This window comes from Pseudarthrobacter oxydans (genome assembly GCF_030812335.1).
Classification (GTDB): Bacteria; Actinomycetota; Actinomycetes; order Actinomycetales; family Micrococcaceae; genus Arthrobacter; species Arthrobacter oxydans_B.
The window spans coordinates 19,168-44,887 of the sequence record NZ_JAUSSN010000017.1; the positions used below are offsets into that span (position 1 = coordinate 19,168).

The following is a 25,720-nucleotide window of genomic DNA, read 5'->3' on the forward strand; positions in this document are numbered from 1 at the left end:
CCTTTGACCAAGTCTGGCCCACCCCTGCACCTAGTTAGGGTCGGCTTCAGCGAGCCTGTTCTCAGGAGAGTCCGCGGAGGCAACGACTTTGCGTGGTGAGTGGTGGTCAATAGCCCCTGGACAGCCGGGCCGGACAGAAAAGGTGCCGCACGCCGGATCAGGGGCGTGCGGCACCTTCTGGATTCCGTCACCAGAAGTGGGCAACGTCCACTATCAGCCGGGAACCGGACCCTGGCCCCTCGAGGGTGAAGACCCGGAAGGGCAGTCGGGCGCGAACGCCCAGGCCGATGCTGGTGGAACCCTCGAAGCTTCCGGCGTAAACCAGTTGCCGGAAGGTCTGGTAGCTGGCCACGTTGGACAGCTCAGCCTTTGCGGCCGGGTTGTAGGTGACGTTGCCAACGCTGTCATAGGAGGGTGCATTCACGGTGACCTGCAGGCGTGCCTTGCCGTACACCGGGATCGTGAAGCCGGAGCCGTCCTGGATGATCTCCGGGACGTACCCCACCGTGTAGCCCTTGACGGGGCCATTGAGGTCAACCACCATCCGGTCGAAGCAGTACTGCTGCCCCGTCCGTACGTTGGTAACGGATGCTGAGCTCATCTCGGGCGCGGCCTTATCCTGAGATCCCCATTCGAGACCGCAATACGAAGTGGCTGCCGACGCGGGCCCCGGCGCCAGGATGCCCAGCCCAACGGCCGCGAGGAGCGCGATGAGCCAGAGTAGGAGTTTTTTCATGAGGGTGCCATTCAGAGAGGTGGTGCGGTGGATAGCTCAAGATTAAGGAAGCCAAGCCCTCAAAACGAGGGCTGTTGCCGCTTCGGGGCGGAACCGTAACGAACACCGCATCCGGGTCACGCGCCAGTAAATCCCGGGCCTATTTGTCGGCCTTATTAACCGGACCCTTGTTGAATTGCGCTGGCCGGGATCTATTATCCGCGAGGCGCAATCGCCGATTTTGCGCAGCTGCATCGGCCAGCGACGGTCAATCCTGCAATGAGTGGTGATGCCGTCACGGTGAGGGCGAGACCGCCCAGGTCGTGGAAGGCCCTCTGCGGGTGGGTACCCGAAACCTCGGGCGACCCACCGGCGTGGTCGCATGCGAGCCTTCAAATGAAGGTTGGGTTTAGGGGTGCTGAAGGTTGTGTCTTATATCCTAAGTTTGGACAATAGTCAAGGATGCCCCTTGGATTTTCTTCGGATCTGTGCTTAGCTCTCTCCACTGACCCCGCACCACAGAGAGGTGGTAAACCGATGGGCACGATGGAAGGAATCCCGCCGACGACTTCGCTGGCGGCGGTTCGGTCATACTTGCTGGCCGAGTGCAACTACCAATCAAACGAGCCGGACCCGGGGTTTTTTCGACCATCGGTCCCGCAAATGGCTTCCAACTACCCCAATATCCCGAGGCGATTAAGCCAATACGAACCGACGCTGGACTTGCGGCGGGCGGCCAACGCCTCTGCTCGAATGCGCGCCAGAAAATGTCAGACCTCGTTGGTACGGTGCTCGCATGACCGGTGAATCAGTAGATCCGCGACAGCGCCAGACGCTAGGCGCCTTGCGCTACGCCGTCAACGAGGATGCGGCGACTTACCTGGCTATCATGCGCCTCTTCACGAGTGGAATGAGTGGCTTCTTGTCCGACCAGTCCGCGGACGACGTGACCGAGCGTCTCGCCGAGCTGGGACTCGTCCTCGACCGGGATACGGTCGACCTGCGGCTCTCGTACTTGGTGGAACACGGCAACCTTGCCCGGAGCCCGCGCGAGACCGAAGCGCGCAGCGTTCGGGACTACCTCTCCAACCGCGCGCGCTATCAATTGACACCGCGTGGGGAGCTGGTTCATCGCCAAGTGGAGGAGCTCCTCGCCCACACCGATAGGGTTCGGGAGGTCTCCAGCGAGATGCTTCCCGGAATTCTCGCCGGCATCGAGGAGCTTGCGCGGCTTGCGTCCCATAGGCTCGAGGCCGTTGATCCCCGCGACGTGGCCAGGCGCATCACCACCCTGTTCGCCCAGTTCGAGGTGCTGGTCTCATCCACCCGCCAGTTTTACTCCTACCTGACCCAGGTGCTGACTCGCTTCGACCTCGGCCGCGATGAGTTCGTGATGTTCAAGGGAGCACTGATCGACTATCTCCAACGCTTCGTCGACGAGATCTCGCGACACATGCCCCAGGTCGGCGACCGGCTGGGCCACCTTGAGACATTGGTCCCGGCTCTCTGTGCACGAGCCAACGCTGATGCGCGGCTGGTGGGACTCGATGGCGTTCAGGCCCGACGCGCCACCGGACTCGAGGCAGGTGACTGGGAGAGCCTGCATACCTGGTTCGTCGGGTCCCAGGGCCGCCGATCCGATGCCGAGAATGTCAGACGGCTTGCCACCGACGCGATGCGATCGCTGCTGACCAACCTGCGGCGGATCGCAGCTGGGGCCGACCGTCAGCAGAGCCGGTACGCCGATCTAATTCGCCTTGCTCGATGGTTTGACTCTGCTGACGACGACCGGGCCCATGAAATCTGGGCGGCGGCTTTCGGTCTATATTCGGCCCGGCACCTCTCGTTCGCGGCAGACCCCGACGGTGACCCGGTGCCAGCGACGCAGAGTTGGTGGATGGCCCCGGTCGCCGAAGTTCCGATCGGGCTTCGGACCCATGGTGAACGTAAGACAGGCGGCAGGGCCGGTGCCCGAGTCGACTACTCCGTCGCCAAGCAGGCACGACTGGCTGAGCGTGAGCTGGAGCAGCGCCGCAATACCGAGGCCATCCGCGAGCTTGCCTCCCATGCCGGGCCGCTGCGAGAGGCCCGGCTCAGCGACGACGCACGTGCCGCTCTCCTGGATCTCTATGCCCAGGCGCTTAGTCGCCACAGCCGCCCGCTGTCGACTGAGACCCCGACCTGGAGTGAGGCACGCGTCGATGACGCCGTACTTCGCCTTGAGCTGCGCGCGGCGCCCGGGACTTCGGTAAGCATCAAGAGTCCATCGGGCGCGCTAATCCTCCGCGACCTGGCTATCGACCTCACCACAACCAGTGCAGAGCGGCCGAGCGCCGCAATGGCCGAGCGGCGGGCCGAAGCATGAGCCATGATTTCGAGCGAGCTGCTGCCGCTACGGACCTGTTAGCCGAGGCAGACGTCCGCAACGCTGCACGGTCGATGCTGCGCACACCGTTGCTCCATGCAGACGCTCACCCCGACGAACTTGTCCTGGTTCGTCGTCACCAGGACGAGTTGATACGTCTCTTCGCCGACAGCCTGGGCTACCGCTTGGTCGTGGAGCCAGGACTCGCAAGGCTCTACAAGAGCGGACTGGGACCAGACGCGAGTCGAGGCCTGCGGCGCCGCAACGACGCAATATTCACACCGCGCCGTTACGCAATGCTCGCACTTACCCTTGCCGCGCTCACTCAGTCTCGCCACCAGATGATGGTCGACGAGTTGGTCGCTGCTGTTCGTTCGGCAGCAGCCGACGCAGGCATTGACGTCGATCTCGACAGCATCCATGAGCGCCGTGCGCTCCACTCGGCCCTTATTGCGCTCGTCGAACTCGGCGTGCTGAGTGAACGCGACGGCGATCTGGAGCACTGGGCCGAACGTCGTACCGAGTCACTCCTCGACGTCCACCGCGACCGGCTCGCCGTACTCGTCGCGGCTCCACTCGGGGGCTGCGAACGCCCTGAGGAGCTGCTCGCTGTGGCGGCGGTGCCCTCGTCCGCCGGTGGTGCCCGGGTCGCGATCCGGCGGCGTCTGACCGAACAGCCGGTGCTCTCAATCGAAGACCTGACCGAGGAACAGCTCGGCTGGTGGCGGCGCAACCGTGAGCGGGAGCGCGAGTGGTACCGCCGCTATCTCGGCCTCGACCTGGAGCTGCGAGCCGAGGGTGCCGTCGCGATTGACCCAGGCGGAGAATTCAGTGATTTCGGCTTTCCAGGATTGGGCTCGGCCAAGCATTTCGCTCTCCTTCTGCTCGACGAGCTAGTCGACGTGCTGCGCTGGGACAACGGCTCGGAACTGTACGGCATGACGTGGGCGCGCGTGGCTGCCTCGACCGCACGGCAGGCTGGCGACCGGGTCTTTGCCGCCTGGCAGCGGGGACTGCGCAAGGCACACCGGGATGACCCCGACTCTGTCTATGACGAGGCCCTTGCCGTGCCCACTGCAGCTGGCTTGGTCCGCCGCGACGAGGGCGGGCTGTTCGTGCACGCTGCCGCCGCTCGCTATGCACCACGACCAGAGCTACTCAGGGCGGAAGGGCCGTCCGGCGAGCGCTCCCTGTTTGAGGAGGACAACCCATGACCATCGCCTTATCCCAGCCGACTCACACAACGTCGCCGTGGGGCTCCCAGCGGTTCAGGCTTAACCGCGCCGGGATCCTCAACGTATGGCAGTACGACGATCAGGAGTTCGGCTTCGCCGACGGCCGGCTCCTGTTGCGCGGCGCCAACGGTGCAGGCAAATCCAAGACTCTGGAGATGCTGCTGCCCTTCGCACTCGACGGCGATAAGGCGCGCATTACCGCTTCGGCCAAGCATCACACCAGCCTGCTGTGGTTGATGACCGACGGCTATGAGGGCCAGGCGCGGGTGGGTTACATCTGGGTGGAATTCCTGCGGACGGCCGCCGAAGGTACAGAGGAGGTGTTCACCTGCGGTGTCGGCATACGCGCGACAGCGTCGGCACGGACTGCCACTGCTTGGCACTTCGCCACCAGCCGCCGGATCGGTCACGATCTCACCCTCGAGGACGACGGCGGTCCTCTCTCCCGGCCGCGGCTCGAGGAGATCCTCGGCAGCGACGGACAGGTCTTCGAGAAAGCGGCCGCCTACAAGGAGTATGTCGGACGCACCCTGTTCGGTCTCGACTCCGCGCAGTACGACGAGGTACTAAGGTTGCTCTACTGGCTGCGTCAGCCCCAGGTCGGCGAGGACATCGAGCCGGCGAAGCTGGCCCAACAGCTCTCGCAGGCACTGCCGCAACTCGACGAGCAGGCCGTCCGCGCCGCCGGTGAGACTTTCGATGAACTCACCGCCTTCGGCGAGCAAATCGAGCGACGGGCGGCCGCCGCTGAGGCGCTTGGTCTACTTGCCGGCGCCTATGCCAGCTATGCCCGGGCCGTAGTGGCCGAGCGGGCCCGCGACGTCGTGGAGGTATTGCAGGCCGAGCGCCGATTGCGCAACGAGGTCCGGCGCACCCAGAAAGGTATGGAAGCAGTCAGCGTCCAGCAGGCCGGTGCTGAAGGCGTGCGGGAAGCGGCCCGCAGAGGGATTCAAGACGATGCCGCGCGGCTCCGAACACTCGAGGCAAGCCCCGAGTTTCGCAACCAGGTCCGGCTGGGCGAACTGGAGGAAGTTTCCGCCCGGGACGCGGAATTTGCCGAGCAGGCGCTGCACCGCCTCACCCGCCAGACCGATGAGGTCAAGCGACGCTCCAACGCGCTTCGGAGCCGCGGCAATGATGCCCAGAAAGAGCTGCGGGATCACGGTGCAAGACTCCGGGAACTGGATCGGCGCCAACGCGAGACCGTCCCCGGTTCCAGCGTGCCAGTGCCGGCCGTACTCGACGGTGTGGTTCTCGACCGAATCGAGCAGTTCGATGTGCTCAGAGCTGCCTTGGACCAGGGCCTCGGGTCGGTGCAGCACGCACGCTCCTCCGTGAGCCGACGCACGGCAGGTGTAGGGGTCGTCCGCGGTGCCCTCGCGGACGCGGACATCGCGCTGGCCTCGCAGCGCCAGGCGGAGCGCGAGGCCGCCACCTCTGAGGTCCGCTGGGAAGACGCACGCGAGGCCCGGGTCAAAGCCGAGCTCAGCGCGGGGGCCGAAGCCGAGGCGCTCACCACCGCGCTGGCTGCTTGGATCAAAACGCCGCCCGCGCCTGATATCGTCCAGCTCGAAGAGCTGACCGAGGAGTCCGTGCTCGGCCTTGCCCCGTTGGCCAAGGCCAGCGCGGCACCGCTGCTGGAGACGTTGCATGAAGATCAGGGCAAGGCCGCTGCTCGCCGAGACAGCGCTGAGGCCGAAATCAAGCGACTGACGGAGGAACGGGCTAGGGCTAAGGCCGAGCGCGACCCGGCTCCGCCACCGCCCATCCTGGCCCGCACCGAGCGCATCGATGGCTGCGCGCTGTGGCAGGTCATCGACTTTGAATCAGGGCTTGACGCCGACGCCCGCGCAGGGCTGGAAGCCGCCCTTCAGGCCTCCGGACTCCTCGACGCTTGGGTGCGTCCCGGCGGGCTGCTGCTCAATCCGGGGCGCTTTGACATGGTCCTCTCCGCGACAGCATCGATTAGCCCCGCTGGCGACACACTCGCGGGGATGTTGGTCCCGGACCTCCCGGTCGCGTGTGACTTGACTGCCGACGACGTAGGGCAGGTGCTGGCCGTGATCGGCACCGGTAGCGACCCTGATGCCTTCGTCTGGATGAGGCCCGACGGTGCATGGCGGCTGGGGCCCACCCACGGCCGCGCCGCCAAACAGCGGGCCCAGTTCATCGGAGCCACCGCGAGGGCTCAGGAGCGGGCGCGGCGCCTCGCTATCCTCGATGCTTTGATCGCCGAGCAGAGGACAGTGCGGGATGCGGCGGCAAAAGGCCACGCCGGCTTCTCCACCGCCATAGCTGAGCTCGAGCATTGGGTGGCGGCCGTTCCGCCCGGGCAAGCCCTACTGAGAGCGTGGACCCGCCTGGAGGAACGCCGCGAGGTCGGGGAGCGCGAGGAACGTGAGAACCGCTCCGCTCAGGCTTCTGCACACGCGGCGCGAACGGCCGCGGCCCATGCCCACGAGACGCTGGAGCGCCGTGCAGCCGAGCAGGAACTGCCCGCCGACGGAGCTGGCCTCGAAGCCGTCGAGCAGGAGCTGCGGGGTCTCGACGCGGAGCTACAAGAGGCGGTGCGCCAGGATAGGTCCATCCGCGGCGGCCTGGCGCTGTGGAGAGAAGCCCTCGGCGAGGTTGAAATTGCCAAGGCTGCCCTGGCGGAGGAGCAAAGGGCAGAATTGGCGGCCTCACGCAATGCAAGCGCGTCGCGGGCGGCTCTGGAGACGTTGCGGGCCTCCGTCGGCGACTCAGTCCAGGAGTTGGAGCGCAAGATCCGCGGCGTGCGAAAGTCCCGGCAGGCCCATGAGGCGACTGAGGAGAATGCAACGAAGAAGGTCGAGGCGCTCATCAAGGCCTACGGCGAAGCCGCAGCCGATGCGCGAAACGCAAGGGAGCGTCTGATCGAGCACCTCGATGCGCGCTCTACCGTATTCGCAAACCTGGTCGCCGTCGGATCGGTCCCGGCAATGTTCGAGGCTGCCGGGGCGACGCGGGAGGATGCTGCGGTGGTGTCCGGGCTCAAAGGGCACCCGTCGGGTGAACCGGTGCCACGGCCGGTCGCTGCAGCCGCCGATGCGCTGGTCGGATTAAGTCAGGAGGATGTTAGCACGGCATTCACTCGCGTATGGCGAGCTCATAACGAGGCTGCCAGTGGCCCGGCCGCCGACCACCAGCCGGTCGTGTCTGAGTTCGGCGCCCTGCTCGCCGTCACCGGTCGCGACGACGTAGGCGAGGCGCCGGTCGTGGTATTGGCTCAGCGCGTGGGCGCGTCGGTCGAGCGCGACCGCGGCCTGCTCACGGATCGGGAGAAGCAACAGTTCGAACAGCACATCCTGGGCGAGCTCGGCGATGCGATCCGAAAGTGCCGTCGCGACGCCGACGAGCTCGTGGTCGCCATGAACGACCAGCTGGGCAACGTCGCCACGTCCCAAGGCATCCGGGTCAAGCTGGACTGGAAGCTGCGGGATGACGTCCCCGTGGAGGCGCGTGCCGCCGTCGGGCTGCTCACACAGCCTGTAGGCGCGCTGATCCCGGAGGAGCGGGCAAAGCTCCGTGACGTACTCCACCGCCTCATTGAGGCGTCGCGGGCGGAGCGACCGGAGCTGTCGTACGGGGAGCATCTCGCCGCAGCACTGGACTATCGCACCTGGTCGGAGTTCACCATCCGCTATAACCGCCCGGAGAAGCCCGGCCACTGGGAGCGGCTCCACCGGCGGTCGGCGCTGTCCCAGGGTGAGCAGAAAGTGCTCTGCTATCTGCCGCTCTTCGCCGCCGCCGCTGCCCACTTCACGTCGCTTGCCGGTGCTGCTCCGCACGCGCCGCGGCTGGTGCTGCTCGATGACGCCTTTCCGAAGATCGACGCGCGCACGCACCCGCTACTCTTCGGGTTGCTGGTCCAGCTCGACCTTGACTTCGTGATTACCAGTGAGCGGTTGTGGGGGGACTACCAGACCGTGCCGGCGCTGGCCATCTACGAAGCGCTGCGTGACCCGAGCCAGCGCGGGATCGCACAGTATGAGTATCGCTGGGACGGCCGAACCCTCCAAGCACTCGGATGACCGTGCTGCCGGGGTGGATTGCCGATCCTGTGCTGAGATCAGCGTGGGATCTCATCCGGACACGCTTTGAGCAGGCTGGACTCAATGTTCGCGGGAAGGTGCTCGTGCGACCGGCGACCCGCGACGAGCGTCATGCCATCGGGGCGTTGCTGGGTCGAACGATCACAAGTGACGCCGTTCGGGTAGACCTCGCGGTGCTCGACACGAGATTGAACGAACGCTCCGGTGTGGGAGGGCTGGAAGCCGTACTCGCGGCGTTGTACGGTACACCGCCCGAGGACCGGCCTGCCGTTCGCGCTGCGAGAGACGAGTCACGCGAACGCCCGCTCCAACTCGCCGCCGAGCTGGTGACGGCGCCCTGGTCATCGCAGTGGATTGCTGGCCTCCGGCGCACAGGGCTGCTCACCAATCGAGGAGACTCGGAGCAGACGATTCGAGAGGCTGCGACGGTGCTCGGCGAGCTGACCGACACGGAAGGAGCGCCGCTCGCGCAGTCGAGGGTGGAGCTCGGCGCGAGACTCCTCGGCGACGCACACGCACTCGACCGTGACCGACTGCTACACCAGGTCGTTATGCGTGGTTTGGCAGCTACTGCGGGTGTCCCTATCCCGGACGGGGCCCGCGAACGAGAGGACCTGTGGGCAAAACATGGCGTTGAGCCGGACCTGCTCTCACGGACCTGTCTCGTCTGGGGGCTTCGCGTCGGCACTGGTGAACCCACCGCGCGCCGACTGAGCGACGCGGCCGACGCGGGTGATCCGGTGCACGTGACGGAGTGGGACCTCAGGAGGGTAGGCTCCTTCGCGGTGGCCGCCGGAACGCGGATTCTCGTCTGTGAGAACCCACGAGTTGTCGAGGGTCTGGCCGAGCGGAGGGTGGACGGATGGGCAGCGGTCTGTACAGCTGGCGAGCCGAACCTGATCGTGGGCCAGGTACTCGGAAACCTCTCGGGTGCGGGAGCCGACCTGTACTACCACGGCGACTTCGATTGGCCTGGGATCGCCATCGCCAACCGAGTGATCACAAGGTTCAGCGCTCGCCCGTGGCAGATGACCTGCGATGACTACCTGCAGGAAGTGCGATCAGATGGACCTGCCCTTGCCGGCAACCAAGTCGAACCCGTGTGGGATCACGAGCTGGGGGCAGCTATGCGAAGCCACGGTCGTGCGTTGCACGAGGAGACGGTGCTTGCACTGATTCTCGACGGTCTAGCTGCGAGTCGGTAATTTAGGTCGACATCCAGCGCAAGAGTCGGCGAAGCTTATTGCCCGATGACGTAATCAAAGGGCTGCCTAAAGGCCAGTACATCGTGGGACCTCATTTGAGGCAGCGGTCCAGGGGCGTGGACGCGCCGGGGCCGGATGGGCCGGGGTTCCGTAATGTGAGTTGTTGTCGCTGGGCGCGGCGGGCTGCGCTGCCGTTGGTAGGGCGTGCTCATTTTCTGGAGGAAAAGTGGTTGCGTTCATCGATGGAAGGTCGGTGGAGGCGGAGGAGTTGCCGCGCCCGGGCGCCGTGGTCGCCGCGACGGCAAGCGCTTTCGACAAGTTCCACCTGCCTCGAGAGGCTCGATTGCTTGATCCCAACTTAACCCAGTCGAGCTATCGATATCTGGGTTTGCGAGATGCGAGAGGGCGCGTGTCCGCACGCGCAGGCATCTACAGGGCACTAGAGCAACTGTTCGACGTCAGAGATGAGAAGCAATCCCGTCGCCAACGCGTCTCTGAGGTCTTCCGATATCTCGGCTACAGCCCGACCGTGGAGGTCACCTACACCTGGACGCATCGCGGAAGGGACCTCGCGAGGGAAACCGGGATCGATTCGACGCGTGCGGTCGAGCGGTATCTTGAGGATGCGAAAAGTCGAGGGATAGGTCTGGTCCGAGACGCTATCCCGAAATACTTCTTTGGGGACGCGCGGGTCGCGCGGGAACTCGCAGCATCTGTTGACTTGTTACGGGGGTTCAGCGATGGTCGCGAAGTGCGATTGGTGGCCGATTTTAGGAGGCCGAACCCCGGGGGCGAAGACCAGCTAAGAATGGCGAGGCAGCTCACGCGCGCAGGAATCATCCAAATGTCGGAGGTGACTTTGTGGCGAGAAACTTCACGTCGCCGCGTTGAGATCACCGACGCCAGCTCCGGCGAATTGTCCTTGGTCGTCACGCTACTCGGCATCGCTTCATCGATCGAGGATGGCAGCCTGATCCTCATCGACGAGCCTGAGATCAGCCTCCATCCTCAATGGCAGTCTGAGTACCTTGGTCGACTGACGGGAGCATTCTCAGCTTTCGAGGCTGCCATTTCATAATCGCGACGCACTCTCCAACACTCGTGGCTGGCGCGGGCCATGGTCTGACAAATATTGTCAATCTTGAAAGGCCCGCCGCAGCTTCGAGCGAACCCTAGTCTGGTCGGTCGGTCGATGAAGTGCTTTTCAGCACCTTTGGGGTCGTAACGAAAAATAGTCTGCACCTCCGAGACCTCCTTGTAGCGGCGTTGCGGGGTGCCGAGGACGGCGAGCTCGCCATGGCCAAGTACGACGAAGAAATGGCCGCACTGCAAACAGCCCGACCGGAACTGCCCTCGGACGATCCGGCTGGCGAACTCATCGACAGCCTTGTCCGCATCCGAACTCAACTCGTGGATAAGGGCGTGTCGTGTGAACCCAATAGTGTACTGCGAAACATCTTCGCACTCGTGGCGCGGTACGACGCCGAGCCAGACAAGGCCTCGAAGTACTGGAGTGATGAAGAGGTGACCCCCGTCCGCTTGGAGATCAAGGCGTACTACACAAGGAGCAACAGCATCTTTGTTGCTACTGCGGTATCCCAGACCCGTCAACTCACGGGCTCGATTGGGACGTCGAACACGTCGTGTCGCAGAAGCGGCGCCCGGAGTTCTTGTTCACGCAGGTGAACCTCGGAGTCGCTTGCAAAGAATGCAACGGAATTAAGCGCGACAAAGAAACTCTCGTAGATCCTTCGGCACTCGGATATCCATCGACGTCTGATGCATTCCTTGTCGTCCACCCGCACTTTGATGAGTGGTCCGATCACATCCTGCGTGACCATCTCACATACGCTTCGTTCACAGATAAAGGGAAATGGACGATTAAGGAATGCAGGCTCACCCGCTTCGACGAGCGAGTGATCGGGCTACGGTATGCGATCTCGGACAGTCGCTACGAAGACGAGGTGCGAAGTCTCCTCGCTGGCGGTTCGACCCTGCAACAGATCGCCAACCTCATCCGGCTCTCTGTTCCCACCGAAAGTGCCGCGGGTTCTGACGACCGCGTCGCAAGCTGACTTAGACCCGTCTGAACTATCTTCACACCCGACGAAAGTCAGCAGCTCCCTCAAGTGCTGCTTAAATTGGTGACTGCCAACCCGTAGTCAGGATGCCTGCTCGGGCCCCGACGTTCGAGGCGGCGATGTGCACTCGTCCCGATAGAGGATCCCTTCCGGGCCGCACCCGGCGCCAACGCCGCAAAAAGACTTCCATTTGCCGCCGAAAGTCACAGGCGAGGGTTCCCGCACGAGGCCGGGAATGCCAAAGGCGAATGCACGAAGCTATAGGGTCTCTGCTGTAAAGAAGTTGGCCAGCTCAGCGTCAGTTGGTTCTCTCAGTTCGACCGGAATTATCGCCGGGATTGGGGTGAGATAGTCATTGATGGATGTCTGACCATCAAGTTGGGTGAGTAGTTGGTGCACTGCATCTGGGTGCATAACGGCCTTCCGGGTTCGTTGTTCAAAAATACCGTAGCCCCGGTGGCAGACAGTTGTGCTGCAACGCCGCCGGCAAGGGGCGCGCTGGGCTGCGGAGTCAGAGAGCCAGGGGTGCAGCGTCCCGAAAGTTCCAGCCGTGACGGGTCTTCGGCTCGGGACTTGTGGGACAACTTGCGGGACAGCCAGGTTACGCGGCACGCCGCCAAGTCTTGTACTGGGGGAGCATCCCACTTTGAATTTCCCGGTTCCAAGGAAATGGGACCCCCTTCGTCACAGGCGAACTGGTCAGCGTTATCCTCTGGGTCTTTGTCATCGAGGTTTGGCGCCTTGGATGGAGACTTATCTGCGAAGCTTCTTCCTCTGCTGGCCGCCAGGGCATGCGCGGCCGCGAGGTTGTCCTTCCATCGTTGTCCATCGTGGGAGCAGGCATGCAGGTCTACTACGCCTGGTTCCTGCGCGGCCTCGAAGAGTTCCGCCTGCGCCTTGCGCGCCTGTGGGCACCTGTCGTATCAGCCTATGTCAGCCGAAGTTAGGGGCACTTGGCCGTAGCCTTGTCTTGGCTATTCGGAGTATGGTTCACGAACCGCTGGGGGAACCACTTCAAAGGAGATGCGAAATGTTTCATCGACGCTCAGCCGCTACAGTGACCGGACTGACCCTGGGACTAGCAATGTTCTTTGCAGTGCCCGCCACGGCGGTTACGGAACAGACGCAAGAACTAAAACTGAGCGGCGATCCTCATGTCACGGCAAGCAGCCCGCTCACATTGAAAGCTAAGAAGATAGCATCGGGCACGCTTACCCTTGCCTGCTTCGATTTCACCTTCACCGGCGATCTGGTGGATCCCGGCGACGAGCTTATTCTCTCTCCAGACGGCGTGGGGGACTATGGTGGCGGCTTCTCTGCGGGCAGTGAACCGATCGCGACACGCACCATTTGTTTCAACGACCCGGTGTTCCTAGCGGATGTCGCGGACGGCAACAGTTCGGAGCAATTCACTGTGAGGGCCAACCCTTCGGTTGGTAGCGGCCCTTTCACCGTGTCGTCAGTGACAATGAGGCTGACATACGCCTAAAGCTCATCTGATACCGCCGCCCCGCACACTCCATCGCCACAGTCCCACGGCCGAGCTGTTGAGAAAGGCGACAAATAGATCGCCGACAGCAGGCCGCTCAACGATTAGGTCTACGGATACCAGCACCACCGATCCGACTGCGGCAACAGTGAACACCACTGCCAGGACCCGGCGGACCAGTGGTGACTCCCACGCACTACCGCGCCGAGCCTCCCTGCCGCGACCGTATGACTTCTTAGAGCCGCCGGAGGATTTGGTTGTACGACCAGCCTCCCAAAATGTGGAGTCCGCGGGATTCGGATGGCTATAATCGATCTGCCTCCCGCTGGGGAGGGCTGTGGACTCGATATTTTGGAGGCTGATGTGGACGAGAGTGTGACACGTGTTTGGGTTGCTTCCGCAGACAGTGAGTCCGCGGACTTTGCGGCTGATCAGGCGAGAATGGACCTACACGACGCAATGACGGAGGCCTTGGATGGCGGTGCGGATCCGCAGAGCGTTTGGGCTGCTTCCAATGCCACTGACTCTGACATGATGCGCGACCATGAGGATGCGGATCTGCCCGATTCCGCATAGCCGAAGGCCCCAGCGGTCGCACCGTGGAATGCGGCCGCTGACGCCTCAAAGTTAGGTTCAGGCTCAGGTCAGCGCACAGTGTTGGTGCCCCGATCGTCTTGGGATGGGATTTCGTGCGCCCGGATCAAGGGGCTCTGCCCGTCTGGTCGGAAGCGTTTGCGCTTCCTGCCGGTCCGGATGCCCCGATAGAGGATCGATCAGGGCGACACGTCACCGATACACCGTCGAGCATCTCAAATACGATCGATTACTGAGATGGGCGCGCCGCTTTTCAACGGCTCTCAGGAGTGTCGGGATTTGTCATTTTCAGAAGCTGACTGGGCAAACCTTCCCCGTGGCATTGGAGGAACCTGGACGAGTTGTCCGAACCCATCCGCCGGTCTTCCTGGTTGGCCGCCGCCTACTCGCCCGTACGCGGGTTCGTCCGTACCGTAGAAGTGGGTGTGGCTGGGGTCGCAGGGGGTTCGCCCTCTCCCGTTACCGGGCCAGCGCGGCACAGTGTTGCCTTTCGGATTTGATGAGGTCGCCTGGGTTTTCCGCCGGGCGTCCGGAGGGGTAACTATGATCGGAGCGTTCGAGCTCTTTCACGACGGGAACCTGTCTTTCGGGTTTACGTTGAAGGCTCCCGATGGGACGGTCGTGGCGGTATCCGGCCCGTTCCCGGACAAGGTGTCGGCTGTCGAGGGTATCCGTGTCGTCCGTGAGTGTGCCGGAATGGGTTTGGTCACCGATCTTTGCCCCATGCCGGGGGATTCCCACGGAGGACTGGTGTGAAGGGTATGAGTACTTTGGACAGCATGTTCACGTACTCCAGCGTGCTGGAGGCCAGTGATTGGACCGCGGGGGCGTTTCTCATCGATGCCGTGACCGGGGTGGTGGTGTGGTCCGATGTGCTGTACCGGATCCACGGATACCAACGCGGGGAGGTCGTGCCCACCGTTGAGCTCGTCCTGGCGCACAAGCACCCGGGCGACAGGGCAAAAATACGGGAATTGCACACCGACCTGGCCGAGGTAGGGGGGTACTTCTCCAGCTACCACCGCCTGATTGACTCCCGCCAGCGCGAACGCAGGGTACTGACTACCGGGGAGGCCGTCCTCGACGCGAACGGCAGGCTCTTTTCCATCACGGGAATCATGGTCGACTTGACCTCAACTGTTCGCGCCGAAACTGAACGGGCCGCCAGGGATGCCGTCGCCGGAGCCGTCCGCGCCCGCGCCGTCATCGAAAGAGCCGTGGGCATTCTTATGGGACGGCTCAGCATCGGTGCCGATGCAGCTTTCGCTCTGCTCTGTGTCCACAGCAACCACACCAACAAAAAACTGGCCGCTATCGCCTCTCAGCTTGTCGGCCTCGCCGAAGACGCCCGCAACGCGGCGGTGCTCACTGCGTTCATCCATGACCTTCAACGCCACACAGCTCATGCCGCTGCGGAACGCCGGGGCAGGCCCAGCGAGGGTTTGGCATAGGTATCGGAACCACCGCCTAGTGGTTAGTGCAGAAGGCTTCTAGTGGGAAGATGACACATTCCGTCTCAAATACGATCCCCTAGTGGACCGTGTCGCAGAGGGTTTCCCTCAACGTAACCCCGGAATGGTGCCAGTCTGTCGTGCTGCCAGCAACCCATTGGGTCACAACTCTAATGAGGTGCGACAACGATCTGGACGTCGTCTTCGTAGAGAACTTTTCCTGGATCATTCGAATAGAGCACCCGCCAGCCGACGCCATAGCGATGTAGAAGATCCGTGTAGAACTCCACTCCAGTCACCAGATGCGCAGCCGTACGCTTGAACCAGGACTGGGCTGCCGGGTTGATTGCACGGTCGTAGACGGATCCGTCCACCGTCGAGGGGTCCGCGTATGCGGCGTCGTAGTGATCGTTCGCGCTACGCCAGGATGCCCAGTCCTCGGCGCTAAGTCTCCCGTCCTTGGCCAAGCCGTTGGCGAGAGCGAAGACGCCTGGGTGGAATCCGCGGCCGTTGGGCATGCTTGCCTCATAGCGCACAAACTTCTCTTCCATGCAGCCCAGCCAATCACCTGCCCTCGTGTTTACGGCCGGATGTGGCTTAGTGTCGCGCGAACGTCCCATTCAAGGTTCGCCCTACGGACGTGTAGTGAGTCGTGCAGACGAGTGTGGACATTCCGTGCAGACGACAGAGAACCTTTTATGGTTGGTGTCAAGCAGCAAGTTGTTGCAGCTGCCGGAAAACGGCCCGGGCGAGGTACCGTTTCAGGACGCGCTTGATTTCCCGGTAGCTCAGTCCTTCGGCGGTGCGCCGTTGCACGTATTCTTTGGTTGTTTCGTCGAATCGCATGCGGGATTTGATGACCACGTCCAAGGCCATGTTCAGATGACGGTCTCCGTGGCGGTTGAGCCGGTGCCTGGTGGTGTTCCCGGAGGAGGCCTGCAGGGGCGCCACTCCGGCCAGGGACGCGAACGCGGCTTCGTTCCTGAACCTGCCGTGGTGTGAGTATGCGGTGAGGATGGTTCCGGTGGTCACCGGCCCCAGTCCTGGCTGGGCTTGCAGCCCGGGTGCCAGTTGTTCGTTGAGATCTGCAAGCCGGGCCTTGTTCTGCTTCAGACGGGCCTGTGCCGCGACGATGGTCCTGGCCAAGTCGATTGCTTCTTCGCGGGCGACCTGCTGCTCGATGCTGTCGGTGGCGCGGGCCCGCCAGCTGCTGATTTCGGCCACCTGCCGGTCAGTAAGGGCGGTGCGGGAGTCTATGCCCAAGTCGATGGTTCTTGCCAGCGCGTTCAGGGCATTGCACTGGCTGTCCGCGGCTGATCGACTCTGCGCCGGCTGGCCAGCAGTACGCTGACCGCGGCCCGCACCCCGTCCGAGCGTGGTTGCAGCAGCTGTTCCAGGTCCTTGCCCAGGATGCCCATGGCTGCCGCTGTGGCGTCGATTTCATCGGTCTTCCCGACCCCGGCACGGGCCTCCTTACGAGGTGGCTTGACCTCGACCACCATGATGTTCTCCTTGCCTAGGGTACGGGTCAGGGACGCACCATAGGATCCTGTGCCTTCTACCGCCGCGAGCACGGCCCCGGTGGTGTTGCGGCCGATCCATGCCACCGCGCGCTTCATGCCGGCGGTGGAGACATTAGAGGAAACTGACACGAATTTCGCGGTTCGACACGGACCGTCCCTATCTCAAAACCCGTCCAACAACACGTAGTCTCACAACCCCAAATGGATCGGCATTAAGAGAACACGGGGACCCCATGGCTGTAATCGGATGCGCGAGGGTTTACACCGCGGAACAGAACCTTGAGCTGCAGCTCACTGCACTCAAGTCCGCCGGCGCATCCCGGACCTTTGCCGACAATGGAGTCAGCGGATCCACGGTCGAACGCCCGCAGTTGTCCAAGACCCTGGACCGGCTGGAGACCGGTGACGTACTCACCGTATGGAAGCTCGACCGTTTGGGTCGCAACACCCGCCACGTCCTGGACCTCATCGAGGACATCCGGGAACGGGGAGCAGGTTTCCGTTCCCTGACCGAAGGGCTCGACACGACCGGACCCCATGGGCACCGCCATGCTCACGATCATGGCCGCATTCGCGCAGCTGGAGCGCGCCACGATGATCGAATGCACAAAAGCCGGGCTCGCTGCGGCCGCGGCCAACAACCGCCACGGCGGAAGACCCCGCAAAGTAGATGACGCTGCCGCTGCCCGGGCCAAGGAACTCAAAGTCAAAGGAATCAGTGCCTCCGACATCGGCAGGATGCTCGGAGTCTCCCGCGCCACCGTCTACCGGTACCTCATTTAGGCCTAGGGCTGGTAGTACTCCTCTGTCGGAGTAAAGCCCGCACGGTCCACTTTCCGGTGGTAGTGAACTCCGGTGAGCCCGCCCAGCACGGCGCCTATCAGGGCTGTGGTGGCCACCGCGATGGCCGCAATGATGCCGATTATACTCAGTTGGCCCTCGAGCAGTGGAAGGCGAAGGAAGCTGTTGAGGATGGTCAGGACATTGTGTTGGCCCGTGATCGCCAGCAGTGCCATCGCTGCGGCTCCGATGACGCCCCACAGCCACACCATGAGTCCCTGGCCGACGCCGTTGAACCGCGCCATCCGCCCGGCCACGTAACCACCCGAAAAGTAGGCGAGGAGCTGGAGCGACAGGAGCACGATCATGCCGGTTATGCCGCCTGATGATTCTTGGCCAGGTGGGGGGAGCGGGTCCGTGCCGGGCAGAATGCCGGCACTGGCGGCTGCCGCCACTAGAGCAACCAGCAAAACGGTCATTGCGGTCGAGACCAGCCAGCCGAAGAAGGCCGAGCCGATCTTGATGCCGCCGAACCGCTCCTCTTCTCGGGCAATCACGGTTTCGCGGAGAGCGGCGGCCTGGTCTCCTGGCAGAATATCGTCGCCCGGGCCGTCTGTGTCATCGAAGTACCTGGTGTTCTCGCGATAGGGGAGAACACTGTCAGTCTCTTCGTAGATGCGGTCGTCAGGACTGTGGTCAGAAGCGCGGTTTTCCGTTTGATTCAGGGGTTCCGGAGTGCCGTCACGGTCTGCGTCGAGTCCGCGCGCTTCGTCAGGACCGCTTGCGCTGCCCATCAGGCGTCCTGCCTTTCAATGATCTGCCGGGCTCGCTTCGGCGGGGCCCGGGCCGGACATATTACTAAAATTATTCGCACTCAGCCTGGTTCACGAGGGGCTTTGGGCCCGACTTTTGACTCTTGCCTGGACGCCATGCGAGAGCGCGGACGCGTCAGGTGATCCGGGTGGGACAACATCCGGGTTCCGCCACGCGACCCCCGACGACAGTCCGGAGAAGAAGTTGGCCGTTGCAACATCGCAGGAAGCAATTGAGCAGCTATTCCGTGGGCTGGGAGGGGCTTACTAAGCAATTGGAGGTGATCACTGGATTAGACCGGGTCGCATGAGAATGTCAATCTGTTTTGAGCCCAGGTTGGCGGTAAATCGCAGTCCTATCTGGACCCATGTGGCGGCCGGAGTCGCTAAGAGGAACGGTTGAAATGCCGCCGTCGGGGCTTTGAATGCTGGCGGGCACCGGTTTCGGCGATGAACATCGTGTCGCCAATGATGCATCTGGACCGGGGGCCAGGTGCCTGGCGAATCAGAGGACTTAGTGGCGGCGGTTCGGGGGCATCATGACCGATTTTTCATTTGACGACGGGAGCTCGGGCCCCACGCCGGCTTTGGGGCGATCCATATGGGGCCGGAGGGCCAACAAGTGTTTGGCCAAAGCGACTTCCGGTTGCTCGGGGTGCTCTTCCACGTGCGTCCTAAGTTGTTCCCGTTCGCCCGCACTCTCAGGATCGGTCAGTGACATCAACGCCGCGATGGCGGCTATGGCCTGCCGGCGTATGTCTGGAATTTTCTTCCCATCGCGTGATTCGACCCCGCTGGGGGGCACCAGGCGAAGAGGCGACGGGGCGGGCCCGCTCAGGCTCGGTTCCGGACGCGAAAATGGTCTGGTCGACATCTGGTGTCCCTTATTCCTGTTCCAGTTGAACCTGAAACGGATCCACGGCCATACGCGCTCCCAAGAGCGGGCGCTCAACGCGGAGGACTATAACATCAGTGTACGCAGGGGACTTCAGTTTACGCCCGGGCCGTAAGGCCTACTCCGGCTTGCCCTTGCCGACATGTCCGGGCCGCAGCTCCATGCGCCCTCGCCGCGCTCGCCATCCCGCTCACCGGCAGCGTTGGCGGCGGCGCAGGACGTTTCCCTCGTGGACTTCTCGGAGACGGCGATTGATGGTCCGCCGGGATTTTGCGGTTTTGTTCATTGTCATAGCCTCGTCGGCTGCCGCAGGACGGAGTTGCCTCAATCCGCTATGGGTCCGCTGGCTGGACCTCATGTCGGAGAGGTCCGGCCAGCAGTCTGTCCTCTATGCCCTGCTTCTGCGGCCGGCAACGGCGCCATAGATCAGGAGCACGATGACGGCACCCAGGATGGAGAGCAGCCACGTCCGAAGATCGAAGAAATCACCAAGGCCGCCGCCGAAGATTAGTGAACCGATCCAGCCTCCGAGGATTGCGCCCACGACGCCGAGAACGAGCGTGATCACCCAGCCGCCTCCCTGGGTGCCGGGAAGGATCGCCTTGGCGATGGCGCCGGCGATGAGACCAAGGATGAGAAACGCGAGAAAACCCATAACTGCACGTCCTTTCGAGTCACGGTCGTGGAAGGCGGCCGTTACCACGGTTCTATCAGCATGCTTAGTACCGCGCAATGACCCGGGCCCGGTCAGCCGTTCTTGTTTTGGCCCTTGCCCTCATTGCCCTTTCCCTCGTTACCTTTCTTCCGTTCCGGCGCAGGTATCGGGGCTACCGGTGCCGTGTATTCCTGGGCCGCTCTCGTCACCGCCTGCGCATCGGCCATGGCCGTCTCCCCTTCTGCGGCAGCAGCGGCTGCTGCTGTTTCCTCAGCCGCCTTTGCTGATGCGGCAGCGTCAATGGCGGCATTGATGTCGGCCCTGACGGCGGTGATGCTGGTCATGATGCTGCGGCGACGTTCCTCGGAGACGTTACCGCCGGCGGCAGACGTTGCCACGTCCGTTTCCAGAGAGTCGAGGCTTTTGAGTGCGGCTGCATGGTCATTGGCGGCCGCCGACTGGCTCACGCCCAGCACCAGTTCCTGGAAGTGCCGGGCCGAGTCGTGCGGCAGAGCGGTCTGGGCCGGTGCACAGCCGGCGAGCGAAGCCGCCAGCAGCAGGACGACGGCAAGCGTAAGCCCCCGGGCTCGAGGGCGCGGGCCATGGGAGGCCTGAAAGCGGATCATGGTTCCACACTCTTCTGAAGTTCCTGAAGGTGGTCACCGAGCGCGCCGGTGACCGTCGGGTAGGGGACAACAACTGAGGGGGAGGAGGGCGCCACGCCGGCTGTGAGCGCGATCGCACCGCCCCCCAGCGCAAGAAAGGTCAGGAGGGCGGCGCCCAGGAGCCGGCCCTTGCGTCCTCGACGGGATGATCGCGGTGCCGGGTGCGTTCCCGGGTTCCTGGTCTGGTCATTACCGGTGGCCGGCGACGGCTGCCGGGTGTGGAGGAAAAAACCCGCGCTGCCGTAGTCCTGGCCGCGGGTTTCTTCGATGGCTGAGGCGGCGGAGAGGCCGGGGGTAGTGAAGGGTGCTCTGGCGGGCAGGGCCGGCAGCACAGGCGCGGTTTCCGGCGGCAGTTCGCCGGGAGTGGATGCCGGTGAAACTAGTGCCTTGCGCAGCGCGGTCTCAACTTCGGGGGCTGTCGGGCGTTCCAGCGGCTCGAATGATGTCATCGACCGGAGCAGGTCCGCCCACTGTGCCGGGAGGTCCTCGGGAATGGTGGGCGCGCGGTGCAGCCTGGCCACCGCGGACTCCACTGCGCTGCCGGGGTACTCCATGGCCTGCTTGATGCACTCGAGCAGAACCAGTCCCAGCGAATACACGTCCGTGGCAGGGCTGAGTGGAGAGCCCATGGCTTGTTCAGGGCTGAGGTAGGCCGCGGTCCCCACCATCGCCCCGGTGGCCGTCAGACGTGTTGAATCGGCGATCCTTGCGATGCCGAAGTCTGTGACCTTTGCCCTGAGCGGCTCCCCGGGGCGGGTCTGCACGAGGAGAATATTGGCCGGCTTGATGTCCCGGTGGATGATGCCCAGGCTGTGGACGTACGCCAAGGCGTCCGCGCTCCCGGCTCCGATGACCGCGAGCTCGTCCAGCGGGACAGCGCTGTGCCGGATGCGGCTGCGCAGATCCTGTCCCTCTACGAGTTCCATCGTCAGGAAGGGGCGGGGTTCGTTCGGGATGCGGGCGTCGAGGCCGGCATCGAACAGTGTCACGAGGTTGGGATGGTTCAGTGTCGCCAGTAGCTGAATCTCAGCTTCCTGGCGTTTGAGCTCGTCCACATCCGGCGCCTGAGGAGCGAAGAGCTTCACCGCCACGTCCCGGCCCAGATTCTCGTCCCTTGCCCGGTAGACGGACGACGTGCCGCCACGGCCGATAACGTCGCCCAACCGGTAACGTTCGCCGACCACTTCAAGTCTGATGCTCGGCGATTCCGCCACCATATCCGTTCCTTCCGGTGCGCTTCGGCACAGTTTACCCCAAATCATAAGCCAACTTACTATGTTGCCGTGCCGGGCGCCCGCCAACCGCAGGGTTCGAGCTGGAAGTCGCCGCACCGGGTCCCGGTTGCATTACAGTTCCGGCACCACCGGAGGGCGCATCGGAGCTTCAGCCATAAACCAGCGACTAAATCAGCGACGTTGTGGACATAGGTAACCAGCGGGTCTAGCCTCTTGCCCCAAGGGCGGCCTTCCGACCGTCCGGTGCCCGTGAAGTGCCAGTGAGGCTTGACCCGGAGGACCAAATGGAAGCCATCGAAGAGATGGTCATCGTTGCCGTTCCGGTCAGCTGCGCTTATGCGGCTGGGCAGAATTTCAGTCTGTGTTCCTTTACATATCGGGCAGGAAGCCCACAAACCCTGCCGCGGGAAGTCATCACAGCGAAGGACGCGCACCGCGGCAGCTCCGTGGCGCTATTGGCCCGGTGAGTGAGCGGTGCATCTCATGGTCCGCCGTGTTCGCCGGGAACAGCCATACGGGCATCGCGGTGTTCTCCCCGCTTGATGAGGGCAACACCCGCGTCTCGGCACGCTTTGCGTGGCCTTCCAGTGCCTTGGGCCCGGACATCACTGGCGTAGAAGCCACATGTCATCGCGCTGCTCACCGCCAGCTTTCTCGCCTTAACGTCGCCCGCGACCGCGGCTGCTCCCTTCGACCGGGCCACGGGTGGTGGCACGATCCGCTTCGGGGACGGCACGGCCCACATCACCGTCAGCGCCCACGTGCCGTCCGCCGGAGACCGGCTCGAAGCCAGCGGCAACATCACCTTCAAGCTGCCCAGGGAGCCTGCCGTGCACGGAACCGTAGACTGCCTCCGCGTGGAGGGGATTGACGCTTATCTGAGCGGCCAACTGGACGACGGACGCTTTTTCCGGATCGGCATCCGCGACACTCCGAGCGTCGGCCCGGACGAGGCCACGATCGATCTCACCGAGAACCCTGTCGAGTGCGATGTTGAGCGGGTCCGCCAACGGATACTCAACGGAAACTTCCGCGTCGATGACAACTGTTCGGATGGGCCGAGAAAGGACTTCGAATGGGCCAGGGGAAGACTCGGTGTACTGGGCGTGACAGGCCCGGTTCAGGCACTCAGTCGCCGGTCGTGGCCGCCAGAATCGGCCGGACTGCTACTCACCCACGCGATGGGACCACCTCTGAGTGTTTTGTTACCATGGCCGACCTCCTTGGATTCGTCAATGAGCACCCGCTCGCTAGGTCAAGGACCGGGGTCAGTCCCGACCAGGGCCAGAAGGAATGAGGCGCTGGGTCGTGCGGATACCGATTCGGTCTGTTACCGCCGCAAACATGGCCTAGCTCAAGATCGTGCCCTTGCCGATTGGGGCGTCCGCCTCTGTGCCAAGGAGTTTCCTGTTGTGGCACGTGCGTGTTCGGAGGACGATTGTCATCGTCGGAGTCCCATTGAAAGGAGCCAATTGTGACCACTTCACAGAGCGATTCCGCCCCAGCTGGGGCGGCTGCTGCCAGCGTGCGGGTCCTCGAGGATCAGGTCGCCGCCATCAATGCGCACGATGTTGCACGGTTCGCTCCCTTTTACAGCGACGATGCCGTCGTCCGCGACCCGCAATACGCCGATCCGCTGCGCGGGCGAGCCGCGGTGGAGAATGATTTCTCGGCCTTCCTTGCCGCTTTCCCGGACCTGCGGGCGGAGGTGACGTGCAGCGTGGTCACCGGGTCGACTGTCGCGGCGGAGATGACCCTTGCGGGCACGCACAGAGGCCCGTTGACGCTCCCGTCCGGGGAGGTCCCACCTACAGGCCGATCCGTCAGGTTCGAGATGTCGTTCTTCGATCGCATCGATGATCAAGGCCTGATCGTCAACGAGCGCCGCTACTATGACGTCCTGAACCAGCTCGAGCAGTTGGGCCTCAACGGGTAAGCCTCTCCGGACGAATTGTCTCTGGCAGGCTGGGAGGCACGCCCGGCGGCCGCCGCCACATCAAGCAGCTTCAGGGGATGTGGCATGCGGGTAATTGGACTCTGTCCGCGGTCCACTTATCGGCGGTAAATATGGACAGAGCCGCCTTCTCGTGGCGGGTCGCCGGGTGTATCCCATGGATATGGTCCGGTCGTGCTGCACGCATGCTCAGGCCGGACCCCGGACGCCGGACGCGACGCCGGGGACCCGCGGCCGAGGCGCCCGTCCCGGGTCAGGGACTCGCCGCGCACCGAACGGGAAACACGGAATTATGGGTAAATCTCGCCCGGCAGCCGTGGTGGTCCTGGCCTTCCGCAAGTATTCGGCTTCGCCTAATCCGCTGCCCAGGCTTTGGGAGAACGCATCGCAGAGCCGTCGTACTCTCTTGCCCAAATTCCCCACCACCAGCGAGTAAGTCGCCGGCTCCGGGCGCGGCTGGACAGCGAGGAAAGTCTCATCGCCGATGTCCAGCTCCGGGGACGGCCACGTGATGTCGAACGCCAGGAGGCAAGACAACGCCGCATTAAGGAACTGCTAAGCGACCTTGACGAGGACCTAGCTCCACATGGTAGCGGTGCCTGTGACCGCTCACAACGAACCCAAGCCAGTGATCTGGACCGCGACCGCCCACCGTCCTCAAAAGTAGCCCGCGGCAGCGTTGCCCTCGAAAACCAATCAAACAAAACTGAGACAGACCACTAGAAAAGTCGGCTGAGTGACCTCACCCTCCTGTCGGCCCTACCCACGGGCTGAAGTCGCCGCCTCTTCCTTTGCTGCGTTCGTCGTCATCCTTGCCACATCGACGGCAGCGCCTATACACGCTTCCGTCATCGGCATGCTCGACGTGCCATTCGTGCCGCATGTTCAGCTTGCACAGCAGGGCCTGGATCATGGCTGCCTCCGATACAAATCGCAACGCTCTGTACCTCCAATGATGGCCTTCGCGCCTACAGGACGAAACAAACAAACCACGCCTAAATGCGAAGGGCCGGTTATGTGTGGGAGACGGCTGACCGACGTTTCACCTCAGGGTATGCGTCCGTCAAGCCAGGGGTAGAAGATCTGTAACCTCGTCTCACGTCGATCTACGTTCAGCTGAATGCTTGCACTCTTCGAGGGGTCCGCGGCGATCGACCTGGCCTATGGATCCGCTACTCGCTGGTGACTGCACGGGTTCCAAACTCTGCACAAACGCCGACACTTCTTCGCTTAAAACGCCTCCGGTCCTGTACCAGCACAGCCACTCGTACGTGCTGGTCAGACAGAAAAAGCCTCGCAGGCCAGCACATACGAGTGGAATGGCTCCCCATTACTGGTGGCGAACCTTTCTCATATGTGTATTCTCCTGAGAAACGTGACTGGCTCGGTCCGGAAGTCGGTAGCGGCAGGGCTTGTACGGTGTGAAACTCGCCCGTTCCCGGCAACGCATTTTCGGAGGCTGTACACAGCCTCCGCTCATCCAGGGTGAGATATCTGACCCGAGGCGACGCGGTGGTTGTGTGCAGCTGGTCGGGTGGGTCCCGTCGTCCAGATGTGTGCGGGAAAGGAGCGATTGGGCTTTTGCCGTGCCCATGACGCTCCTATGGTCGTCAAAATTATGAAGAGGGGACTCGAACGAGGCTCGGGAGCGAGCTCGGAGCGCTGGACTGTTACCGAAAGGTGAAGCTGCCTTGTCACTGGTTGTGGTGGCGCGCCCAGCGCCTTGACTGCGACAGGTTTGGGTGGCCCGGGTAGGACGGTCATGTCTGGCCCTACTTCGTGACTCGCCCGGAATCGTGTGACGGTTATTTGTGGCACCACCTTCAACGCTGACTCCATCAGTGGATGGATTCAGCGGAGGGTAGGTCTGGATGGAGTCGAGAGTGGAGTTGTTCGCGCGGATCCGAAGGGACGCCCGGTGCCCTCCGCTCACGTCCCATTGCGAGCTATCCCAGCAGCTGTGAGCTGTAGGCAGACACTGCTCTCAACTGCG

General features: G+C 63.2%; 19 protein-coding genes and 2 pseudogenes. 14 read left to right on the forward strand and 7 right to left on the reverse strand.

Annotated elements, in window-relative coordinates; all coding sequences use genetic code 11:
- Nucleotides 1-187 precede the first annotated feature (187 nt).
- Nucleotides 188-736, reverse strand: a complete 549-nt coding sequence (locus J2W14_RS20335) for an AMIN-like domain-containing (lipo)protein (protein WP_307465927.1) — start codon at nt 734-736, stop codon at nt 188-190.
- Nucleotides 737-1,511: 775 nt separating this feature from the next.
- Here J2W14_RS20335 and J2W14_RS20340 point away from each other — a divergent pair.
- From J2W14_RS20340 to J2W14_RS20385, 10 genes are all read left to right on the forward strand, one after another.
- Nucleotides 1,512-3,080 carry a TIGR02677 family protein gene (locus J2W14_RS20340; protein ID WP_307465929.1) on the forward strand — a complete coding sequence of 523 codons (1,569 nt, stop codon included), beginning with the start codon at nt 1,512-1,514 and terminating at the stop codon, nt 3,078-3,080.
- A complete protein-coding gene (locus tag J2W14_RS20345; protein WP_307465930.1) occupies nt 3,077-4,294 on the forward strand; it encodes a TIGR02678 family protein in 1,218 nt (405 codons plus the stop codon). The genes J2W14_RS20340 and J2W14_RS20345 overlap by 4 nt, the downstream gene beginning before the upstream one ends.
- Entirely contained in the window at nt 4,291-8,367 is a 4,077-nt protein-coding gene (locus J2W14_RS20350) for a TIGR02680 family protein (RefSeq protein WP_307465932.1), read from the forward strand. Before J2W14_RS20345 ends, J2W14_RS20350 begins: the two co-directional genes overlap by 4 nt.
- Nucleotides 8,364-9,593 carry a TIGR02679 family protein gene (locus J2W14_RS20355; RefSeq protein ID WP_307465935.1) on the forward strand — a complete coding sequence of 410 codons (1,230 nt, stop codon included), beginning with the start codon at nt 8,364-8,366 and terminating at the stop codon, nt 9,591-9,593. The genes J2W14_RS20350 and J2W14_RS20355 overlap by 4 nt, the downstream gene beginning before the upstream one ends.
- A gap of 226 nt (nt 9,594-9,819) precedes the next feature.
- A complete protein-coding gene (locus J2W14_RS20360) occupies nt 9,820-10,671 on the forward strand; it encodes an AAA family ATPase (protein ID WP_307465937.1) in 852 nt (283 codons plus the stop codon).
- 218 nt (nt 10,672-10,889) lie between these two features.
- Nucleotides 10,890-11,279 (forward strand): hypothetical protein, encoded by a 390-nt coding sequence (locus J2W14_RS20365; RefSeq protein WP_307465939.1) that lies wholly within the window; start codon nt 10,890-10,892, stop codon nt 11,277-11,279.
- Nucleotides 11,264-11,668 (forward strand): hypothetical protein, encoded by a 405-nt coding sequence (locus tag J2W14_RS20370; RefSeq protein ID WP_307465940.1) that lies wholly within the window; start codon nt 11,264-11,266, stop codon nt 11,666-11,668. The genes J2W14_RS20365 and J2W14_RS20370 overlap by 16 nt, the downstream gene beginning before the upstream one ends.
- A 1,036-nt stretch (nt 11,669-12,704) precedes the next feature.
- Nucleotides 12,705-13,163 carry a hypothetical protein gene (locus J2W14_RS20375; RefSeq protein ID WP_307465942.1) on the forward strand — a complete coding sequence of 153 codons (459 nt, stop codon included), beginning with the start codon at nt 12,705-12,707 and terminating at the stop codon, nt 13,161-13,163.
- Nucleotides 13,164-14,300: 1,137 nt separating this feature from the next.
- Nucleotides 14,301-14,513: a YegP family protein gene (locus tag J2W14_RS20380; RefSeq protein WP_307465944.1), complete on the forward strand. Its 213-nt coding sequence runs from the start codon at nt 14,301-14,303 to the stop codon at nt 14,511-14,513.
- A gap of 5 nt (nt 14,514-14,518) precedes the next feature.
- On the forward strand, nt 14,519-15,208 hold the full coding sequence (locus J2W14_RS20385; RefSeq protein ID WP_307465946.1) for a PAS and ANTAR domain-containing protein: 690 nt from the start codon (nt 14,519-14,521) through the stop codon (nt 15,206-15,208).
- A 170-nt stretch (nt 15,209-15,378) separates the two neighbouring features.
- Here J2W14_RS20385 and J2W14_RS20390 read toward each other — a convergent pair whose 3' ends face one another.
- Both J2W14_RS20390 and J2W14_RS20395 read right to left on the reverse strand, forming a co-directional pair.
- On the reverse strand, nt 15,379-15,759 hold the full coding sequence (locus J2W14_RS20390; protein WP_307465948.1) for a hypothetical protein: 381 nt from the start codon (nt 15,757-15,759) through the stop codon (nt 15,379-15,381).
- Nucleotides 15,760-15,916: 157 nt separating this feature from the next.
- A pseudogene (locus J2W14_RS20395) lies at nt 15,917-16,839 on the reverse strand (transposase); the annotation flags it as partial.
- Between the two features lie 125 nt (nt 16,840-16,964).
- Here J2W14_RS20395 and J2W14_RS20400 point away from each other — a divergent pair.
- Nucleotides 16,965-17,316 (forward strand): annotated as a pseudogene (locus J2W14_RS20400) (recombinase family protein); the annotation flags it as partial.
- Between the two features lie 9 nt (nt 17,317-17,325).
- On the forward strand, nt 17,326-17,514 hold the full coding sequence (locus J2W14_RS21275; protein ID WP_370871364.1) for a helix-turn-helix domain-containing protein: 189 nt from the start codon (nt 17,326-17,328) through the stop codon (nt 17,512-17,514).
- A 2-nt stretch (nt 17,515-17,516) separates the two neighbouring features.
- Here J2W14_RS21275 and J2W14_RS20410 read toward each other — a convergent pair whose 3' ends face one another.
- The 4 genes from J2W14_RS20410 to J2W14_RS20425 form a co-directional block, all read right to left on the reverse strand.
- The gene (locus tag J2W14_RS20410) at nt 17,517-18,305 is read right to left on the reverse strand and encodes a hypothetical protein (protein WP_307465950.1); all 789 of its coding nucleotides are present in this window, start codon (nt 18,303-18,305) and stop codon (nt 17,517-17,519) included.
- A gap of 1,301 nt (nt 18,306-19,606) precedes the next feature.
- Nucleotides 19,607-19,873 (reverse strand): GlsB/YeaQ/YmgE family stress response membrane protein, encoded by a 267-nt coding sequence (locus tag J2W14_RS20415; protein ID WP_307465952.1) that lies wholly within the window; start codon nt 19,871-19,873, stop codon nt 19,607-19,609.
- A gap of 92 nt (nt 19,874-19,965) precedes the next feature.
- A complete protein-coding gene (locus tag J2W14_RS20420) occupies nt 19,966-20,499 on the reverse strand; it encodes a hypothetical protein (protein ID WP_307465955.1) in 534 nt (177 codons plus the stop codon).
- On the reverse strand, nt 20,496-21,755 hold the full coding sequence (locus J2W14_RS20425; RefSeq protein ID WP_307465957.1) for a serine/threonine-protein kinase: 1,260 nt from the start codon (nt 21,753-21,755) through the stop codon (nt 20,496-20,498). The genes J2W14_RS20420 and J2W14_RS20425 overlap by 4 nt, the downstream gene beginning before the upstream one ends.
- Nucleotides 21,756-22,057: 302 nt before the next feature.
- Here J2W14_RS20425 and J2W14_RS20430 point away from each other — a divergent pair, with 302 nt between their 5' ends.
- Together J2W14_RS20430 and J2W14_RS20435 are read left to right on the forward strand one after the other, a co-directional pair.
- Nucleotides 22,058-22,240, forward strand: coding sequence for a hypothetical protein (locus J2W14_RS20430; RefSeq protein ID WP_307465960.1), 183 nt, complete (start codon nt 22,058-22,060; stop codon nt 22,238-22,240).
- A gap of 1,007 nt (nt 22,241-23,247) precedes the next feature.
- Nucleotides 23,248-23,709: an ester cyclase gene (locus tag J2W14_RS20435; protein ID WP_307465963.1), complete on the forward strand. Its 462-nt coding sequence runs from the start codon at nt 23,248-23,250 to the stop codon at nt 23,707-23,709.
- Nucleotides 23,710-25,720: the final 2,011 nt, after the last annotated feature.

Bases quoted from the DNA above. Each gene is read 5' to 3' on its own strand.
- J2W14_RS20335 (WP_307465927.1), bottom strand. From the start codon at position 736: ATGAAAAAACTCCTACTCTGGCTCATCGCGCTCCTCGCGGCCGTTGGG.
- J2W14_RS20340 (WP_307465929.1), top strand. From the start codon at position 1,512: ATGACCGGTGAATCAGTAGATCCGCGACAGCGCCAGACGCTAGGCGCC.
- J2W14_RS20345 (WP_307465930.1), top strand. From the start codon at position 3,077: ATGAGCCATGATTTCGAGCGAGCTGCTGCCGCTACGGACCTGTTAGCC.
- J2W14_RS20350 (WP_307465932.1), top strand. From the start codon at position 4,291: ATGACCATCGCCTTATCCCAGCCGACTCACACAACGTCGCCGTGGGGC.
- J2W14_RS20355 (WP_307465935.1), top strand. From the start codon at position 8,364: ATGACCGTGCTGCCGGGGTGGATTGCCGATCCTGTGCTGAGATCAGCG.
- J2W14_RS20365 (WP_307465939.1), top strand. From the start codon at position 10,890: ATGGCCAAGTACGACGAAGAAATGGCCGCACTGCAAACAGCCCGACCG.
- J2W14_RS20375 (WP_307465942.1), top strand. From the start codon at position 12,705: ATGTTTCATCGACGCTCAGCCGCTACAGTGACCGGACTGACCCTGGGA.
- J2W14_RS20380 (WP_307465944.1), top strand. From the start codon at position 14,301: ATGATCGGAGCGTTCGAGCTCTTTCACGACGGGAACCTGTCTTTCGGG.
- J2W14_RS20385 (WP_307465946.1), top strand. From the start codon at position 14,519: ATGAGTACTTTGGACAGCATGTTCACGTACTCCAGCGTGCTGGAGGCC.
- J2W14_RS20390 (WP_307465948.1), bottom strand. From the start codon at position 15,759: ATGGAAGAGAAGTTTGTGCGCTATGAGGCAAGCATGCCCAACGGCCGC.
- J2W14_RS21275 (WP_370871364.1), top strand. From the start codon at position 17,326: ATGATCGAATGCACAAAAGCCGGGCTCGCTGCGGCCGCGGCCAACAAC.
- J2W14_RS20410 (WP_307465950.1), bottom strand. From the start codon at position 18,305: ATGGGCAGCGCAAGCGGTCCTGACGAAGCGCGCGGACTCGACGCAGAC.
- J2W14_RS20415 (WP_307465952.1), bottom strand. From the start codon at position 19,873: ATGGGTTTTCTCGCGTTTCTCATCCTTGGTCTCATCGCCGGCGCCATC.
- J2W14_RS20420 (WP_307465955.1), bottom strand. From the start codon at position 20,499: ATGATCCGCTTTCAGGCCTCCCATGGCCCGCGCCCTCGAGCCCGGGGG.
- J2W14_RS20425 (WP_307465957.1), bottom strand. From the start codon at position 21,755: ATGGTGGCGGAATCGCCGAGCATCAGACTTGAAGTGGTCGGCGAACGT.
- J2W14_RS20430 (WP_307465960.1), top strand. From the start codon at position 22,058: ATGGAAGCCATCGAAGAGATGGTCATCGTTGCCGTTCCGGTCAGCTGC.